The organism is Psychromonas sp. Urea-02u-13 (assembly GCF_002835995.1).
In the GTDB taxonomy this organism is placed as follows: Bacteria; Pseudomonadota; Gammaproteobacteria; order Enterobacterales; family Psychromonadaceae; genus Psychromonas.
In genome coordinates this window covers 24557-38935 of record NZ_PJBZ01000039.1, presented here as the reverse complement: position 1 = coordinate 38935, position 14379 = coordinate 24557, and the positions used below count along the sequence as shown (strand labels likewise).

The 14379-nt window shown below is 38.8% G+C and carries 9 protein-coding genes; 4 read left to right on the top strand and 5 right to left on the bottom strand.

Annotation, left to right across the window (positions count from 1 at the left end; all coding sequences use genetic code 11):
* Positions 1–65 precede the first annotated feature (65 nt).
* From CXF74_RS02420 to CXF74_RS02400, 5 genes are all read right to left on the bottom strand, one after another.
* Entirely contained in the window at positions 66–644 is a 579-nt protein-coding gene (locus tag CXF74_RS02420; protein WP_232772414.1) for a DUF3108 domain-containing protein, read from the bottom strand.
* A gap of 497 nt (positions 645–1141) precedes the next feature.
* Positions 1142–3259 (bottom strand): sensor domain-containing protein, encoded by a 2118-nt coding sequence (locus tag CXF74_RS02415; RefSeq protein ID WP_101080806.1) that lies wholly within the window; start codon positions 3257–3259, stop codon positions 1142–1144.
* Between the two features lie 504 nt (positions 3260–3763).
* Positions 3764–5806: an alpha-amylase family glycosyl hydrolase gene (locus CXF74_RS02410; RefSeq protein ID WP_198552753.1), complete on the bottom strand. Its 2043-nt coding sequence runs from the start codon at positions 5804–5806 to the stop codon at positions 3764–3766.
* 150 nt (positions 5807–5956) lie between these two features.
* Complete coding sequence (locus CXF74_RS02405) at positions 5957–6784, bottom strand: MalM family protein (protein ID WP_101080804.1); 828 nt, start codon at positions 6782–6784, stop codon at positions 5957–5959.
* Between the two features lie 87 nt (positions 6785–6871).
* Complete coding sequence (locus CXF74_RS02400) at positions 6872–8215, bottom strand: carbohydrate porin (RefSeq protein WP_101080803.1); 1344 nt, start codon at positions 8213–8215, stop codon at positions 6872–6874.
* A 1425-nt stretch (positions 8216–9640) separates the two neighbouring features.
* On the opposite strand from CXF74_RS02400, the gene CXF74_RS02395 reads away from it, so the two are divergent.
* From CXF74_RS02395 to CXF74_RS22785, 4 genes are all read left to right on the top strand, one after another.
* Complete coding sequence (locus CXF74_RS02395) at positions 9641–10774, top strand: sugar ABC transporter substrate-binding protein (RefSeq protein ID WP_101080802.1); 1134 nt, start codon at positions 9641–9643, stop codon at positions 10772–10774.
* A gap of 246 nt (positions 10775–11020) precedes the next feature.
* Complete coding sequence (locus CXF74_RS02390; protein WP_101080801.1) at positions 11021–12319, top strand: carbohydrate ABC transporter permease; 1299 nt, start codon at positions 11021–11023, stop codon at positions 12317–12319.
* Entirely contained in the window at positions 12319–13206 is an 888-nt protein-coding gene (locus CXF74_RS02385) for a sugar ABC transporter permease (protein WP_101080800.1), read from the top strand. Before CXF74_RS02390 ends, CXF74_RS02385 begins: the two co-directional genes overlap by 1 nt.
* Positions 13206–14333 (top strand): ABC transporter ATP-binding protein, encoded by a 1128-nt coding sequence (locus tag CXF74_RS22785; RefSeq protein WP_101080799.1) that lies wholly within the window; start codon positions 13206–13208, stop codon positions 14331–14333. Before CXF74_RS02385 ends, CXF74_RS22785 begins: the two co-directional genes overlap by 1 nt.
* The last annotated feature ends 46 nt before the right edge of the window (positions 14334–14379 follow it).

Genomic DNA, 14379 nt, shown 5'->3' with positions numbered 1-14379 from the left:
CAACAAAGGGGAAAGCAGCTGCTGTTTCGTTATTCCCAGCAGCCAAATTAACAACGCATTAGCGGTTAAAAATGTGTTATTGAGTGTTCAGTCAATTCACCACGAATATCTAATACTTTGCGTTTATAGTGAAATTTAACCAGTTGATACTCAATCTCAGGCGCAAACCATGCGACAAATTTACGATCACTTTTCTTCACTTGTTCAACACGAAAAGCTTCAAATTCACCAAACTTAGTTTTAATGACATCTTTGCCTGTGACTTTAAAAAAGTAATGGGCAATATCATCAGAAGTTTGCATAAAAAATTCAAAATCGACTTTTCCTAATTTTAATCCTTCACTAATTTGCAGTGTGATCGCATTAAAATCAACAATGGGACCTTTAGCATTATTAAACGTAGTGGTTTCACCATTATTAACGATGCTAGAGCGATGACCTTTTTCTGAAAACTCTGCTTGCATTTTAACATCACTAAAACCTTTGCTTTCTCGTGTAAAACGCTGAGTAATAAATCGCTGTGACGCTTCATCCCAATAAATATCGGAAGATTGACTGCCACCAAAACCAATGGCTAAAAATGATAAATCAACAAACATATTCACTTGGGTTTGTTGATTTTTTTGTTGTAACTCTCGGACCATCTTGCCAATTGAGATTTTTTATAATACACACTATATACATAGCGTTGCTCATGATCATTGGATTCAACAAGCGCTTCAGTCGCATTCGCCCAAGTCGCGCTCATCATGCCGATAAGGGTCAATAATATTATTACTAATTTATTTTTAATAAAAAAATTGGCTCTCTTAATTTCATAAAATGACAAATATAATATTTGCTCAAATTATATTGGGTAAGTTATTTTAGGTAAGTTGATTATGCAGGTTTTTCTGCCCTCTATTATCGCATAATCCATTGGAGGATTGTGAATTAGAAGAGGCAACACCCGAAGCATTTAAAGAATTAGGAATACTCATCAATAGAATAATACGCAGAATATGCAAAGCAAAGCATGAGCCACTAATTCGGGTGAAGCGCTTTTTAGTGAAAAACAATTAACATCATTAAGCGCTCAGTTAACTTCTATCAATCAGCTTTAATAGGGCTTCACAGAGGCTCTAGTCGCTGTGTTTTTCACTCATACTTGCCAATTAACATCCGGCTTCCAGTGCTCAATCCATGCGGGAATTTCACTGGCTACCATCGGCTTAGCAATACCATAACCTTGTGCTAATTCACAACCTAGCTGTAATAATGCAGTGCCATGTTCTATTGTTTCAACACCTTCAGCAATTACCTCTCTTTTGAATGATTTTGCTAATGCTATCACCCCTTCCACGATGGCTAAGTCATCAGGATCATCAAGCATATCGCGCACAAAGCTCTGATCAATTTTAATTAAATTAGCCGGTAAGCGTCGTAAATAAGTCAAAGATGAGTAACCCGTACCAAAATCATCTAACGCAAAGTTTATACCCAATGCGATGCAAGCGTCCATGGTTTTTGAGACATTATTTACATCATCCAATGCACTTGTTTCTAGCACTTCTAACTCTAAATAGTGTGGTTCAATATCAGGGTGAGCATCTAATAATGCAATTAATCGAGGCGTAAAATCAGGTTGCTGTAATTGAATAGCGGCAATGTTCACACTGATGCTTACCGACAAATTAATACCCATTTTTTTCCATTGGCCAATTTGTGTCAACGCGCTGTCAATCACCCATTCCCCCAACTCTATACTCATGGGATTATTTTCAATAATAGGTAAAAATTCGATTGGGCTTAATAACCCCTCTATTGGATGTTGCCAGCGAATCAGTGCTTCGACCCCCACCACAACGCCTGTGCGCATATTCACTTTGGGCTGATAATAAAGCACAAATTGATGATTATCTAATGCATAGCGAATAGCAGCGAGAGAGGCACGCTGTACTTTCACAGCATCATCTTGAGCCTTATTAAATAATTGGTAGCGATTTTTACCTAATTCTTTTGCTCTATACATCGCTTGATCTGCATGGCGCATGAGCATATCTGCATCCACATTGTCTTGCGGATAAAGGGTAACACCAATACTAGCTGTCACATTCAATATCACATCACCCACTTTAACCGCTTGAGAGGAGGCTAATAACAATCGGTCTAACACCGCTTTGCACTCTTCAATACTGCCTAAATCAACTAATACAGCAACAAACTCATCACCCCCAATACGCGCTAAGCTATCCCCTTCACGCAATGCTTCTTTCATACGAGTAGAAAATGCAATGAGCAATTCATCCCCGACACTATGCCCATAAGTATCATTGATGTTTTTAAAGCTATCTAAATCAAGGAAAACCACTGCCAGTGATTGTTGACGACGTTGGCATTGCATCATCGCTTGAGAGAGTCGATCGGCAAGCAATGAGCGATTAGGTAAGTTAGTGAGTATGTCGTAATGGGCAATGCGCTCTAACTCTTCTTGGTGTTCTTTCATGGCGGTAATATCACGACCTAAAGCAATATAATGCGTAATGGTGCCGTGTTCATCATAGATTGCACTGATGGTTTTCATCATCGCATATACTTCGCCATTTTTACGCCGATTCCAGACTTCACCACACCAATAACCATTTTTGAGCAGGCCTTTCCACATCGCTTGATAAAATCCGGCAGATTGTCGCCCAGATTGTTGGAAACTAGGATTCTGCCCAATCGCTTCAGATCGGCTAAAGCCCGTAATACGAGTAAAGGCATCATTCACATCAACAATCGTGGCACTCGCATCTGTGATAGAAATCGCCTCTCGAGAATGAGAAAATACACCTGCTGCTAATTTAAGTTTTTCTTCGGTGCGCTTACGTTCGCTAATATCATGAATAACGCCAACCAGGAAATAGTTACCCTTGGGGTCGACGAATCGATTTTTTTTGGTAAGAATTGTTTTAGTTTGCTCGCCAGCAATGGTCAGTGTTTCTTCGCATAACACCTCCTTCCCCTCTTTAAGCACTTGCCTATCGACAGATAAAAAATGATCTCTTTCATTGAGAGGCACTTTCTCCGCAAGTGTTTTACCAATGATTTCATCTCTGGGTAAGCCAAAAATATGACAGAAGGCATCGTTAACAAGGAGCAACCTGCACTCTTCATCTTTTACGAATATAGGGTCTCCTGTATTATTAAAAACAGTATCAAGATATATTTCCAAATCATGTAACTTCTCATCAAATGGAGTTAATAAAGCGGAGTCTTCTTTTTGTTCAGCCACCATTCACTCAGTTCCTTGTTGAATAATTGAAGCACAGGCGTACAACCACACGATTAACCTTTACGACTCAAAGAACACCTTCTATCTAATTGAATCATTTAGATTTAGCCTTTCCGTCCCTGCATAATTTTTAGCGTTAAAAGCACTTTCTAAATATAGGAGTAACCCGAAGGAGTTTCAAGCAACTCAAACACACAGAATGATTAAAGGATCGGAAGATGAGAAAAATAAAGCTGCTGGAAAATGATAAGTATTGAATTTATTTCTGTAGCAGATAACTCGAACTGATAACCAACAGCGATTATTATCCTCTTTCTATCAGTAACTAACCCACTGTAATTAATACGATGGTAACAATAGATCACGACAATCTGCGTAGAGGTTAGGGCTATTAATTTTCTGGTTAGCGTATAATTTATAGTGGATAGACTAAGTTAAAAGTAGCGTTGTAAATACTATCAACAACACTCCTTTTGAGTATTAGTGACTAGTAATGATTGAATATCATCACTGGCACTTAGATACCATTATTTTTTCTGGCAAACCAACATCAGAAAATTGCAGACTCCAAACATACTTACCCACCTCGGGTAACATGGCTGCCGTATCGGTTCCATAACCACCAGCTATTAATGCATTTTCGACACCTAGTTTTAGCGAAAAACCATCAGCAGTAAATTGCGATGACCAATCTTTACTTGCGTATTGCATCCGATAACTACCTGCTTTCTCGTCAACAACAACTTGGTAAACGTTATCTCCTTTGTATTCAAAAGATCGATTGTCTTTATGCTTCCAGCTTGCGTTTGCAAAATCACCCACAACATATAGCGTATTATTAATCGGACCACTTTCATCCAGAGTAGGGTTACTACAGCTGGCCATAAATCCGCTACCAGTGGCAGCCAATACCACTTTTTTTACTGTGGCACCACTTGTCGATGGCGATTGAACGGCTAAGAATCGAGCTTCAAAACCGTTTAATGGAATTTGATATTTTCCAGCGTTGATTGAGAAAGATTCACCACTGACTAAATCGATCAAATCTCCTTCTGAACCGGCATCTGAAGCATTTATTTCGATGTTGTTGGATTGTGATTGTGTGCTTACCAGATACAACAAAATATCACTGCCAGACTGCTTGTGATCAACATAGACCGCGCTGTTAGCTAACACATTAATTCGCTTACCTTGTGATAAGGCAGGATGCTCTGCACGCAATTTCATCAACTTGCTCACGTACATTTTAAGATCATCTTGGTTCGCAGTTAGCGTCCCAGTAGTAACGCCGTCTATTTTGGCACTTGAGCGAGCAACGTGATCATCACAAAGCCCTTCAACGGCACAGTTTGAATTGGCCTCTTTATCAGAAAAACCCTCGACCTGATCACCAATTTCATCTCCGTAATATAGGGTAATAGGGCCCGTGTAAGCGGCTTGAAAAGATAACGCAGCCTTATGGCGTTGCCAATATTCGTCGTCTTCAATATCTGCAATCTTGCCACGCTGTAGCAAATCACCAAAACGTACCAAATCATGATTACCTAACATTAAATTAGGCTTTGCATGCGCGGGATAAAGGCTATGTAACGACATACCTTCATCGAGCCATTCACCGCCTTTTCCGCCATTACTATTTTCGTTAACAGCAAACGTTTCAACAATTCTGTAACGAACAGGAAAATCAAAAGCAGAACATAATGCTGGATTTTCAGCTGAACCATAACCCGTTTCATTGATATAGTTTTCGTTATTCCATATTTCCGCCACCATATAACCCAGTGGGTTAACCGTTTGCCCATCAGCATTTATATAGGTCACGGCTTTAGAAGCTTGGTCTACGCTTTTCCGTAATTCTGCCCATGCATCGGTAGGAACTTGGTATGCTTGATCTAAACGCCAACCATCAATTTTTAATTCGGTTATCCAATATGTTGCGACTTCTTTATAGAATGCCATGCTCTCCGGATAGCTAACCGGATTGCTTTTCCCCTGCGGTGAGTTTCCTTGAGGAGAATTGCTGACATTATCTTTATGATGCCCAAATACGCCATCAAAAAACACATACAAACCCCGTTTATGCGCTTCTTCAACTAACTCTTTCGCCTTTTCCATTGAACCAAAACGAGGATCAATAGCAAAATAATTACTTGCATAATACCCCGTTGCATCGAGCCTATCTGCCCAATGGTCTTGCCCTTCAACGGGAGTAGAATCAAATATTGGCGTTAGCCAAATCGCATTAACTCCCAGTGATTGAATATACTCCAGCGAATCAATGATGCCTTGTATATCACCGTTGTGATGGCTCGTTCCATAACCGGTACCGTGGCCAATACTGTCATCCCCATTTACAAAACTTTCGACCATCACTTGATACATACGTAAATCATTAATGCCTGATGAAGTTGTTGTATCACACGCATAAGCAAGGGTGCTTTTAGCGGGTGAGGATGAGTCTGAGCTGACACAAGCTGATAAAGAGACGGCTATTGCAAGCGCAATACACGTTTTTACATTTCGTTTTAACTCTGTATTCCATTTAACCACGATTTTCTCCTGAAGATTTATTAATAGGTAGAGTGAGCTGTTGGTATGAATATCTATTTTAAATGCTCAGGATTCAGCCACTTATGCTTATAAAAATGCGAAAAAAATGCAGTTTAGTAACGAAAATGGCGACGGCCTGAGTCGTTATATTTATTTTTTGCTATTTTCTAGGGCTTTAATAAAGGCACTTTCGGCATCTTTTATTCCTAGTCCTTTGGCTTCCTCTAGCAAACTTAATGCTTTCTGAATATCACTGTTATTAATGGCTGTGGTAATCGCCGTTTTATAAAAATTTTGCGTTTCTGGTTGCACCGGTTTTGTTACTACTTGAACTGACTTTTCTGATATTTTACTTGCCTGTAATGACAGTGTTTTTAATGCTAGCGTTAATCGTCCAAAACGTTCATAGGTGTAAATAGGATCGGTGACGATTGGCATGACTTCGCCAAATTCTTCTGCTCTGACTCTTGCTGGATGTTTTACTTTGATAGATTGCCCTAAATAAGAATCTGAAGAATAGATAACAAAGTAAGGCGTTTTAGTCGCGTCTAATTCAACATTCAACTGAAATTGAGTACGAGAGAAAGCACTCGATGTTTTAACTGTAAACTGTTCTAAATCGCTACTGCTAACAATCTCAAATTCTTTATTAAGGGTAATAAGCTTAGGTGCGACAACCGAACTGTTAATCATTAAACTAGAAAGGCTTAATTGTACTTTTTGTGATCGACCCGATAATTTAAAGGCATTAAAATAACTGTTACCATCGGAGAAGTGACCGATAGGTGAATCAGAATCTAATAGGAAATCGATGTCTTCTGTTGTGCTAAGTGGTATCCATCTAAATTGAGAAAAATCATCACAGCAGACTTTCGCAGAAGAGATTGGCTCGACGGGTTGGTTAATCGTTTCTGTCGAAGTACATGCGCTTAAGAAAATGCTTATAAATAAGCTGATAAATACCGTCTTAGTGCTCATCGTTACTCTCCAATTTAATCAAAAAAGTAAAAGGTAGCTTAATTGCTACCTTTATTCATGTTGGTAATTAAAACTAAACCTCAGCCATTAGAACCAAATTTCAGTGTGTACACCAATGACAGTTTCAGACGTTCCATCTTTAATGCCAAGTTGACGTGCGCTTGCTTCATCATCGGCAGAAATATAGCTTACGTATGGCTTAATTTGTGGACGTCCAAAGTAATCTGCATTAACAGTAAATGCAGCCGCTAATTCTGCATTAAAAATATTACTTTCAATGTCATCACCAGTACGACCCCAATAACCCTCTGCGCCTTCTTCATGACCATAAGATGCTGTCATCTCAAGACGTAGGTTTTCGTTAGCTTTGTATGAAGGGCGAACTGCGACGATGTAACGTACTAGATCTTTAGCGGTAAATAATTCATTTAACGCAGCAAAATAAGTGAATTCAGAACCCATTTGCCATCTTTCAGAAATATTAAGTACACCATAAGAAGTGAAGAAAATAGATTCCGCGTTATCATCACCACCAGACCAACTACCAAAGTTTACACCTCGGTTTTGAGCGGTTCCTTTACCATAAGCAATGGCAGTTTGAGTCCAACCATCTAAGCCGTAATAACTAGAGTTCAATGTAACCGATGCACCAAAACCACTATCTTCGTCGACATTCGCTTGTTGCATAAATTTCAAATCAAAATCTAAACTACCAATACCCGCATCCACACCGTAATAATAAAGATCATACGAGGTCAATGTGGTTCGCTCTCCTGTGTTTACACCGTTATTAATATCACCATCTGTATCGGCAGTAACAATGGCAAATCCAGCCGTATTACCCGCGATTTTAGATTGAATACCAGCACCTAGCCCAGATGATTGCTTCCAAAACTCACCGGAAAGAATACCCGCAGAACGGTTAAAATAACGCTGACCAGCCCAAATTGACGTATCCTCACCTAAGTACGATAACCCACCAATTTCAACAAAGGTTTCTTTGACTTCAAGTTGCGCATCAGTATTGTCTTTTTGGCTACCAGGTGATGAGTAAGCATAAGAGTTGCCATTACCGTATTCCGTTCTGACAATAAAGTCTGACCAAACACCATTGACATGTTCAGTGTGTTTTTTAAGAACAAATTCAACCTGATTAGTACTTTTCCCGTGAGTACCCGCCGTTTTGTAGTCACGTTTTCCATATTCTGTGTCGATAGATTCACCATCAACCATACGGAAGTTCATAGAAGCGTAACCATGTACTTCCCAGCCATCTTTTAAAACATCAGTTCCATTCGTTTTTTCTACTTTAGGTGCAGCTTCGCCACCGGTAATCACATCCAAAGCAACGTCTGTTTCTGCTAAGGCAGCACCAGAAAATAAAGCAGTAGAAACGGCCATCGCTAATAAGTTATATTTATTCATTTTCATGTTTCATTCCTTTTCTTTTTTAAATTATTATTTTTGATTTAAAAATACTTTTGGACGAAGACAACGAAGCAAGCATTAGTTATGGGCCCACCTTAATTGAAACAAGCCTATTCAAAATAGTATTTTGAATAGGCTGTTTTGAAAGATAAAACTACGTTGTCATCAAATATCCATATACCATTTTTATTAAATTTGTCGTCAATATTTCTGCTCTGCTGAATCTAAAAATATGCTGACTGAACTTAACTGGTCGCTATGATATGCAGTGCACGAGGAAGCCGGAAATGCAATTTACCCGCAATGCCCATAGATAAAAGGCATGCCAGATAGGTAAAGCGTGAAGTCCGACAGCGATTTTGATATCACTGCCCGTATTGAGAAAAACAAGTACATTAAAATATCGTGACAAAGTTCTCTTTATTTAATAAACGTTGCATTTTTAATCAGTGGATAATAAAAACATCAGTAACAATCTCATTGCGTCATCAAAAATATGGAGTGATGCACCACGCTTAAAAACAATGACATCAAATGAAAAATATACAGGTATCGAGGAAAATATTAGAAAACAGCAAACGGATTAACCCTTTTTAAGTTCATTTATCGCCTGTTGTTTGTTTTGTCCGATTACTTTGTAAGATCGTTTTGTAGGGGGTATTTGGTAACCCGTTTTACAGAGAATTTTGCAAAACGTTTTCTTTCATAAAGAATAATCACAAAGTCACTTCGCTTAAACAGTGCTTTTAAAAAAGCAGGTTGCCTGTTTAGCCCTCTTTCTCTTCAACTCTCTAGTAGCTAATTGCTTTTTAAGAGAATTTATAATGGTTTGGAGGTATTACGATACTTTTAAATTACACAGCAGGTTTACAATAAGCGATCTGAAAAGGAGAGCTTAGCGAATAATTTCATAGCGCTAATAGAATACCCCCTCCCTATTGTGAGAAAAATAATAAATGATAAGCATTGTTTTTTTCAATCTATTCTCCTCCTTAAAATAACCGATAAGCACCGTGTGCCTTAACGTCAAGCTATGGGTTAGGTGATCAAAGTAGGTTTGTTTTTTAGCAATAAGAACAGAGATCTCACGTTCACTATTTTTTTCTCATTAACATCACATTTTTTAATCCGATTGAGGTGAGTGATATAGAAAAATCATTGATGCAGTTAACACTTTATCGTAGTGAAATGCATTTTATCTATGGCCATTCACAGTAAATCGTATTTCAACCGCCCTTATCTCTCGCATATCATGATGACCAATTAATCTCAGTCAAACAATCATCAACAATAGTTACGAGAAATTTTTAAGCGCACAGCGTTTATGGTTAATAAGCCTCATCACATTTGATGTAAATGATGGCAGGGAACTGTTTCCACAAACGTATTTTTACTATTTTAAACACTTTATCCCTATCAGGAGTTCAAATGATTAAGAAAATAACGATGGCCGTTTCTGCAGCACTTTTTTTGGCAAACAATGCAATGGCAGCAGACAATGTGATGGTCGGTGTAGAAAAAGCCTATGTTCCCTACTTCACTGAATTAGCGGCAAAATTCAATCAAGGTAAAGATTTCAAAGTTGAAGTAACGACAGCAAAAATGTTTGACTTGTTAGATGCATTACCAACGCAAAAAGGAAATATAGCGGATCTATTTATGGTGCCTAATGACCGTATTGGTGATTTAGCAAATCAACATTTAGTTGACTCAATTAATTTTGAAATAAAAGGATATACAAATACATCAACTAAATCGGCAAGTTACGATGGTAAGAATTACATGTTGCCGATGTCGACTGACACAACATTATTCCTTTATAACAAAGACAAACTGAAAACAGTGCCAAAAACATTAAAAGAACTTGCACCTGCAGACTGGGCCGCAAAATTCACTGATTTCTATTTCACTGGTGGTCTATTTATGGCTAACCAAGGTTATATCTTTAAAGATAATAACCCTACAGATATTGGCTTAGCGAATGATGGCTCTATCAAAGCAGGTTTTGCAGCAAAAAGTCTTTACCACAGTGGCGTAACACATTGGACCTTGATGCAAGACGATACCGTTGCTTACGACATTATGATGAAAAACTTCACTGAAGGTAAAATCAGCGCTGTTATCAATGGTCCATGGGCAATTGCAGATATTGAAAAAGCAGGTATCAATGTAGGTGCGGCTCCTATTCCAAGCTGGGATGGCAGTACTCCATACCAAGCATTAACGGGTACAAAAGGTATCGCGATTAATGGTTACAGTAGCAATAAAGAAGGCGCTCGTGCTTTCCTTAAATTTGCAGCAACACCTGAATATGCAAATAAATGGTATGCAATGACACGTGAAATTTCACCGAATCTTGCGGTTCATTATAAAGACGGATCAATTCATAAAGCTATTTTTGATGCGACGAATGCGGGGTTACCTATGCCAAACATCCCTCAATTCGGTAAAGTTTGGGGCCCAATGAAAACAGCCCTTGCTCAGATTGCACAGGGCCAAGATGTGAAAGGCGCATTAGAAGCTGCCGTTGACAATATCAAAATGGATATTGATGAAATGTAGCCTGAAATAAGCGCTGCCATTACTGCGCTTAGGAATCGTTACAAAATAACTTGCACTAAATTATTTTCAAAAAACCTTAACTGACTGGTTATTTTGAAAACAAAAGATCAAGTAATTTTGAAGCCAATCCTTATTCTTTTTATGTTAATTACACGATGTCCAAATAATCAGGCCATCGTGTAAAAAATAAAACAAAATCCCTTCTTAAACAAAAATTTATAATAATTCATTAAAAGTAGGTTACAAATGAGTCAACGTTTTATTTTCTGGCTTTCTATGGTGATACCCGGCAGTGGCCATATGCTACTGCGTCGTGTGCGAGAAACCCTCTTTGGGTTCTCATTACTCGCTTTAGAGATTCTAGTTTACTTCCAATTTATACTGCCCAATTTCCGATTATTAGCAGTCGAACAAGCGAATGGAAAAATTACTATTGGCTTGGAGCGCTTTGTTGATGACTCCTTTCTTATCATGGTGGGTTCAACCCTCGGTGCCATAATGCTATTAGTATTTGTCGCATTACACTATGGCTTTGCACGTGATGCCAAAGATGTAAAACGTCAAATAGATATTAATGGTTTTGCGATTACCTTTACCGAAAAAGTCCGTGGGTTATCTCACGAAATAGTGCCTAATATTATTACCGCACCAAAATTTATTTTACTCTTCGCCTTCTCTTTCTTGCCCGCGATTGTGTCAATAGCGGTTGCGTTTACCAACTACAAACGTCCAATACTACCACCCGCATTTTTACTTGAGTGGAAAGGCTTCTCTAACTTTGAACGCCTATTTACTAATGAACGATTAGCCTCTGGATTCTGGGATACTTTAACCTGGACGATGACATGGACTTTCTGTGCTTCAGTCCTAACAATTGTATTAGGTACCGTGCTAGCTGTTGTTGCAAACAATAAAAATATCAGAGGGAAAAAGTTTTTCCGCACTGTTTATATTTTACCTTGGGCGGTGCCTGCATTTTTAACCATCTTAGTATTCCAACTCTTTTTCTCAAAAGTAGGTGGAATGAATACCATGGTTATCCCTTTCTTTACGGGCAATGAATATGATGTATCAACAGCAATAGGTTTCTTCCTTAATGCCGACTATGCCAAGATAACCATCATCCTCATCCAAGCATGGCTCGGTTTCCCTTATGTGTTTATTTTAGTGACAGGTGTATTACAAACAATTCCTGATGATCTCTATGAAGCGAGCAGTATTGATGGTGGCAATGCGTGGACTAATTTCTTTGATATTACCTTGCCATTGATACTAATCAGTGTCGCCCCTGTGTTTATCACCCAGTTTACCTTTAACTTTAACAACGTCACCATTGTTTATATGTTAGGTGAAGCCACGGTACAAACGGTGGGTGCAGTGTATAAACCACTGGATACTATCTCTTCACTGGGTTTCCGTTTGATGATGGATGCCAAGTATAACGAAGCCGCTGTTTATACCTTAATCGCGAGTACCTTCGTAGGTGCAATAGTGCTTTATACGTGGCTTAAAGCAGGTGCGTTTAAAAATGAGGAGGTCATGTAATGAGTAAAACAAAATCCTTAAATCGTAATTTTATTGCCCGTAACATGGGCACCATTATGAGTTACGTATTTCTTATTGCGATGGCGATCGTGATTATTTATCCGATATTAATCACCATCATGAGTGCCTTTAATGTCAGTAATTCACTCTATTCAACTTCATTCTTCCCGGAGAATTTTAGTTGGACAGATAATTTCAAACAATTATTTGCTAACACAGCGTACGGCAGTTGGTACTTTAATACCTTCCTTCTTTCGATCGTCACTATGATACTTTCAACGATTATTGTGGTGATATCGGGCTTTGTTTACTCGCGTTACCGTTATCAGTCACGTAAAACGGCGTTAATGTCATTATTGCTGATTCAAATTGTACCATCAGGCAGTGGCTTGATTGCGCTTTATGCGATGGCTAGTTCGATCGGCATATACAGCTCAGAGAATGCAACGCTATACACCTACATCTTTATGATGCTTATCTACACCGCGGGTGGCACCACCATGAATACCCTGTTAATGAAGGGCTATTATGACTCGATTCCACGTGATTTGGATGAATCGGCGAAGATTGATGGTGCAACTCAACTGCAAATCTTTACAGAGATACTATTGCCACTTGTGAAACCGATGATTGTGGTTATTGCCATCTTCTGTTTCTTAGGCCCTATCGGCGACATCATCATGCCAAAATTCCTTATCGCAAGCATGAGTAGTGATTCAAAAACCCTGGCAGTGGGTTTAATGGGGTTAATTAACGATATCAAAGATTCAAATTATAACGTATTTGCAGCGGGTGCAGTGTTAGCAGCAATCCCCCCTGTTTTAGTTTTCTATAAATTTCAAGATTATATTGTTGGCGGCTTAACGTCAGGCGGAGTAAAAGGCTAATGAGTAAAATTTCTTTAAGAAACATTAATAAAAAATACCCTAATGCAGACCACTGTTCTGTACAAGATTTCAATCTCGACATTGAAGAAGGCGAATTTATCGTACTTGTTGGGCCATCTGGCTGTGGCAAGTCAACGACGCTTCGTATGATCGCAGGATTAGAAGATATTACCGAGGGTGAATTCATTCTAGACGGAGAAGTGGTTAACAATGTCAGTTCAAAAGATCGAGACATTGCCATGGTTTTCCAAAGCTATGCGCTTTACCCACATATGTCGGTACGTGAAAATATTGGTTATGGTTTAAAACTGCGTAATTATCCGGCCCAGACAACCAAGAAACAGGTTGATGCAATATCTAAAGATCTGTTTCTAACTCAATACCTTGAACGCAAACCTAAAGAACTTTCTGGTGGTCAACGTCAACGTGTTGCATTAGGCCGTGCAATGGTACGTACACCTAAATTGTACTTAATGGATGAACCATTAAGTAACTTAGACGCAAAACTACGTACTACAACACGAACCGAAATATCGCGCATGCATCGTGCAAAGGGCGCTATCACTGTTTATGTAACCCATGACCAAGTTGAAGCGATGACCATGGCTGACCGTATCGTTTTGATGTCCATGGGGGAAGTACAGCAAATTGGTAGCCCCAAAGAACTTTTTACTAACCCTAAAAACTGTTTTGTTGCCACTTTTATTGGTATGCCATCTATGAACCTGATTGAAGGAACATATAAAGATGGTCAATTTAGTTGCCCAGCATTCACTATCTTGGTATGTGATTCTGACCGTATCATTCTCGATGGTGCTGGCTACGACGGGAAATTAATTTTCTTAGGCGCACGTTCTAGTTCGATCCGCTCAGGTAAAAAATATGAACAAGCGTTCCCTGATTCTTGTTTTGAAACCACGGCTAAGAACGTCGAGTACCTTGGTGATAGCGTCAATGTATTTTTTGATGCTGCACCAATGAACATGTTCGTCGGCACCTTAGGCACCGGTGAACGTGAAGTCGAGATTGATGAGAAAATCACATTAGTCATCGACAATACTAAGCTTCACTTTTTTGATTCTGAAACAGAAGAATCGATAAAGTTTAATGTGAAAGCAGCGAAGTAAGTTTCATTCATTACTTCTGGTGATTGGGAAAAGAGTTCACCCTAAT

What these genes read in the sequence shown, in the direction of transcription:
- CXF74_RS02420 (WP_232772414.1), bottom strand. Translation starts at nt 644, where the DNA reads ATGGTCCGAGAGTTACAACAAAAAAATCAACAAACCCAAGTGAATATG.
- CXF74_RS02415 (WP_101080806.1), bottom strand. Translation starts at nt 3,259, where the DNA reads ATGGTGGCTGAACAAAAAGAAGACTCCGCTTTATTAACTCCATTTGAT.
- CXF74_RS02405 (WP_101080804.1), bottom strand. Translation starts at nt 6,784, where the DNA reads ATGAGCACTAAGACGGTATTTATCAGCTTATTTATAAGCATTTTCTTA.
- CXF74_RS02400 (WP_101080803.1), bottom strand. Translation starts at nt 8,215, where the DNA reads ATGAAAATGAATAAATATAACTTATTAGCGATGGCCGTTTCTACTGCT.
- CXF74_RS02395 (WP_101080802.1), top strand. Translation starts at nt 9,641, where the DNA reads ATGATTAAGAAAATAACGATGGCCGTTTCTGCAGCACTTTTTTTGGCA.
- CXF74_RS02390 (WP_101080801.1), top strand. Translation starts at nt 11,021, where the DNA reads ATGAGTCAACGTTTTATTTTCTGGCTTTCTATGGTGATACCCGGCAGT.
- CXF74_RS02385 (WP_101080800.1), top strand. Translation starts at nt 12,319, where the DNA reads ATGAGTAAAACAAAATCCTTAAATCGTAATTTTATTGCCCGTAACATG.
- CXF74_RS22785 (WP_101080799.1), top strand. Translation starts at nt 13,206, where the DNA reads ATGAGTAAAATTTCTTTAAGAAACATTAATAAAAAATACCCTAATGCA.